Raw genomic sequence first — 4,588 nt, 5'->3', positions numbered from 1 at the left:
CCGCAGGGGGAGGCCGTGGACTTCGTCAACGTCTCCCGCAGCGGCGCGCTCGCCGCCGACGTGGCCGGTGAGCAGCTGAGCGCCGCCCGCCGGGCGCGTCCGCAGCTCGCGTCCGTCGTGGTCGGCATGAACGACACCCTGCGCGACAGCTTCGACATCCGCCGGGTCGCCGAGGCCCTGGACGCGACGATCGGCGCGCTGCGCGCCGACGGGACGGTGGTGCTCACCGCGTGCCTGCCCGACCCGGGCCGGATGCTGGGGCTGCCGGAGGCGCTCGCCGGGCCGCTGGGGCGGCGTATGCGGGCCGTCAACACGGTGGTGCACGCGCTGTCCGGGCGGTACGGGGCGGTGCACGTGGAGCTGACCGAGCAGAGCTGGGTCATGGATCGCGCGGCGTGGAGCGTGGACCGGCTGCATCCGAGCGAGCTGGGGCACCGGCTGCTGGCGCGGGAGTTCCACGGCGCGCTCACGGCCCGCGGCATCGCCAAGGGCGACCCGCCGGCCACGGCGCTCGACGGGCCGACGCCCTCGCGTGCCGCGAGCGCCTGGTGGATGGCGACCCGGGGCACGCGCTGGGTCGTGGACCGCTGCACCGATCTGCTGCCCGGACTCCTGGCGCTGGCGGCGCAGGAGGTACGCCACCGGGTGCGCGGGACCGGACATCTGCTCGACGGGCAGGAGCGGCGGGCGGCGCTCGCCGCACTCGCCTCGTTGCCGCGGCCGGAAGCCCAAACACCCCCGCACGCTGCGACAATGGTGGGATGACCGGTCGCTGGGAATTCTGGATCGACCGTGGCGGTACCTTCACGGACGTCGTCGGAAAGCGCCCGGACGGCCGCCTCGTCACCCGCAAGCTCCTGTCCCACCATCCCGAGCGCACCATGGACGCAGCCGTCGCCGGGATCCGGCAGACGCTGGGGCTCGGGCCGGATGAGCCGGTTCCGGCCGGCCGGATCGCCGTCGTCAAGATGGGCACCACCGTCGCGACCAACGCCCTGCTGGAGCGGAAGGGCGAGCCCACGGTGCTCGTCGTCACGGCCGGTTTCCGGGACGCGCTGCGCATCGCGTACCAGAACCGGCCGCGGCTCTTCGACCGCCGGATCGTGCTGCCGGAGGCGCTGTACGACCGGGTGATCGAGGTGCCCGAGCGGGTGGACGCGCACGGCACCGTCGTACGCCCCCTGGACCTCGACGCCGCCACGGAGGCGCTGCGCGCCGCGCACCGCGACGGCTTCCGCAGCGCCGCGGTCGTCCTGACGCACGGCTACCGGCACGCCGCGCACGAGCGCGCGGTGGGGGAGGCGGCCCGCGGCCTCGGCTTCACGCAGGTGAGCTGTTCGCATGAGGTGAGCCCGCTGATGAAGCTGGTGTCGCGCGGCGACACCACCGTGGTCGACGCGTACCTCTCTCCGATCCTGCGCCGCTACGTCGAGGACGTGGCGGCCGAGCTGCGCGGCATCCGGCTGATGTTCATGCAGTCCAACGGCGGGCTGCGGGAGGCCGCCCACTTCCGCGGCAAGGACGCGGTGCTGTCGGGGCCCGCGGGCGGCGTGGTGGGCATGGTGCGCTCCTCGGCCGAGGCGGGCCACGCCAAGGTCATCGGCTTCGACATGGGCGGCACGTCGACCGATGTGTCGCACTACGCGGGCGAGTTCGAGCGGGTCTTCGGGACCGAGGTCGCGGGGGTGCGGATGCGCGCGCCCATGATGAACATCCACACCGTCGCGGCGGGCGGCGGCTCGGTGCTCCACTTCGACGGGGCGCCGCTACCGGGTGGGCCCGGACTCGGCCGGTGCCGTCCCCGGCCCCGCCTGCTACCGGCGCGGCGGCCCGCTGACCGTCACCGACGCCAATGTGATGCTGGGCCGGATCCAGCCCGCCCACTTCCCGGCGGTGTTCGGCCCGCACGCCGACCAGCGGCTGGACGCGGACACCGTACGGGAGCGCTTCGCCCGCCTCGCCGAGGAGATCGCGGAGGCGACCGGCGACCGGCGCGGCGCGGAGGAGGTCGCCGCGGGCTTCCTGGACATCGCCGTGCTGAACATGGCCAACGCGGTCAAGAAGATCTCCGTGCAGCGCGGCCACGACGTCACCCGCTACGCGCTCACCAGCTTCGGCGGCGCGGGCGGCCAGCACGCATGCGCGGTCGCCGACGCCCTCGGCATCGGCACGGTGATCGTGCCGCCGCTGGCCGGAGTGCTCTCGGCGTACGGCATCGGGGTCGCCGATGCCACCGCCATGCGCGAGCAGGCCGTCGAGACGGAGCTGAGCGAGGAGTCGCTGCCGGACGTGCGCGACCTGTGCGCGCGGCTGTCCGGCCAGACGCGCGACGAGCTGCTCGCCGACGGCGTCCCCGGGGAGAGCGTGCGCACCACGGCCCGGGTCCATCTGCGGTACGCGGGCACCGACGCGGCCCTCCCCGTCCCGCTGGACGCCGTCCCCGCGATGACCGCCGACTTCGTACGGGCGCACCGCACGCGCTACGCGTTCACCATGGACAAGCCGATCGTCATGGAGGCGGTGTCGGTGGAGGCGGTCGGCGCGGCGGGCCCGGCGGGCGGCCACGCCGTGGAACAGCCGTCCAGGGAGGGCGCCCTGGCGCCGGTGGCGACCGTGGAGATGTTCACGGAGGGGCGGTGGCAGCGCACCGGGCTGTACGAACGCGCCGGGATGCGCCCCGGGGACACCCTCACCGGCCCGGCGGTCATCGCGGAGGACGACGCCACCACCGTCGTCGACCCCGGCTGGCAGGCGGCCCTGGGCGACCGCGGCCATCTGCTGCTCACCCGGGTCCGCCCCCGGCCGCGCATGTCGGCGGTCGGCACCGAGGTGGACCCGGTGATGCTGGAGGTCTTCAACAGCCTCTTCATGGCCATCGCCGAACAGATGGGCCTGCGCCTGGAGAACACCGCCCACTCCGTCAACATCAAGGAGCGGCTGGACTTCTCGTGCGCCCTGTTCGACGCCGAGGGCAAATCTGATCGCCAACGCCCCCCACATCCCGGTGCACTTGGGGTCGATGGGCGAGTCCATCAAGGAGGTGCTGCGACGCAACGGGGACGCGATGCGCCCTGGGGACGTCTACGCCATCAACGACCCGTACCACGGCGGCACCCACCTCCCGGACGTCACGGTCGTCACCCCGGTCTTCGATGAGCCAGGGGAGCACCTGCTGTTCCTGGTCGCCTCCCGCGGCCACCACGCCGAGATCGGCGGCATCACCCCCGGCTCCATGCCCGCCTTCAGCCGCACCATCGAGGAGGAGGGCGTGCTCTTCGACAACTGGCTGCTGGTGCGGGAGGGCGCGCTGCGCGAGCGCGAGACCCGCGAACTGCTGACCGCCGGGCCGTACCCCTCCCGCGCCCCGGACGCCAACCTCGCCGATCTGCATGCCCAGATCGCCGCCAACGAGAAGGGCATCCAGGAACTGCGCCGGATGATCGGGCAGTTCGGCCTGGACGTCGTGCACGCCTATATGCGCCACGTCCAGGACAACGCCGAGGAGTCCGTACGCCGTATCGTCGGCGCCCTCCGCGACGGTTCGTACCGCTACGAGACCGACGGCGGGGCCGTCATCCACGTCGCCGTCACCGTCGACCGCGCGGGCCGCGGCGCCGTCCTGGACTTCGCCGGTACGTCGCCCCAGCAGCCGGGCAACGCCAACGCGCCCAGCTCGGTGGTGATGGCGGCCGTGCTGTACGTCTTCCGCACCCTGGTCGCCGAGGACATCCCGCTCAACAGCGGCTGTCTGAAGCCCCTGGAGGTCCGCATCCCCGAGGGCTCGATGCTGGCCCCGGTGTACCCGGCCGCCACGGTCGCCGGGAACGTCGAGACGTCCCAGGCCGTCACCGGCGCCCTCTACGCGGCGCTCGGCGTCCAGGCCGAGGGATCCGGCACGATGAACAACGTCACCTTCGGCAACGACCGCGTCCAGTACTACGAGACCGTGGCCAGCGGCTCGGGCGCGGGCGACGGCTTCGACGGCGCCGACGCCGTACAGACTCATATGACCAACTCCCGGCTCACCGACCCCGAAGTGCTGGAGTGGCGCTATCCGGTCCGCGTCGAGAGCTTCGAGGTACGGCGGGACAGCGGCGGCCGCGGCCACTGGCGCGGCGGCCACGGCGTCACCCGCCGCATCCGCTTCCTGGAGCCCATGACGGTGGCCCTGCTCACCGGCCACCGCCGCGTCGCCCCGTACGGCATGGCGGGCGGCACACCGGGCGCGCTCGGCGCCAACCTGATCGAGCGCGCCGACGGCTCGGTGGACCGGCTGGCGGGCTGCGACGCGGCCGACGTCGGCCCGGACGACGTCCTCGTCGTCCACACCCCGGGCGGCGGCGGATACGGCCCGGCGCCGGACTGAGCGCCGAGCCCCCGGGGCGCATCGCCGTATTGGCGCGATCAATACAAGGTTTGCGGTCGCCCCCACCGGAAACCCGCTCCTTACCAAGCCCGCCAAGCCTCGTGCGGGGGGTCGGCTTCGTACCTCCATGCCCACTCGCTGGACGCGCCATACCCGCGTGGGCGAGGGCGGGCATTCACCACGACGCATCACGGAATCAGAAGGGGCAGGCAGTCATGGATT

General features: G+C 73.4%; 1 protein-coding gene and 1 pseudogene. Both read left to right on the top strand.

Annotated elements, in window-relative coordinates; genetic code table 11:
• Window positions 1–765 (top strand): SGNH/GDSL hydrolase family protein (locus tag SSOG_RS05725; protein ID WP_063631540.1); only part of this gene is annotated, 765 nt, incomplete at its 5' end.
• A pseudogene (locus tag SSOG_RS05720) lies at window positions 762–4,366 on the top strand (hydantoinase B/oxoprolinase family protein). The gene SSOG_RS05725 and the pseudogene SSOG_RS05720, both read left to right, overlap by 4 nt.
• The last annotated feature ends 222 nt before the right edge of the window (window positions 4,367–4,588 follow it).

This window comes from Streptomyces himastatinicus ATCC 53653 (assembly GCF_000158915.1).
Lineage (GTDB): Bacteria > Actinomycetota > Actinomycetes > Streptomycetales > Streptomycetaceae > Streptomyces > Streptomyces himastatinicus.
The sequence above is the reverse complement of the archived record's forward strand: the minus strand, read 5'-3'. Positions and strand labels throughout refer to the sequence as shown.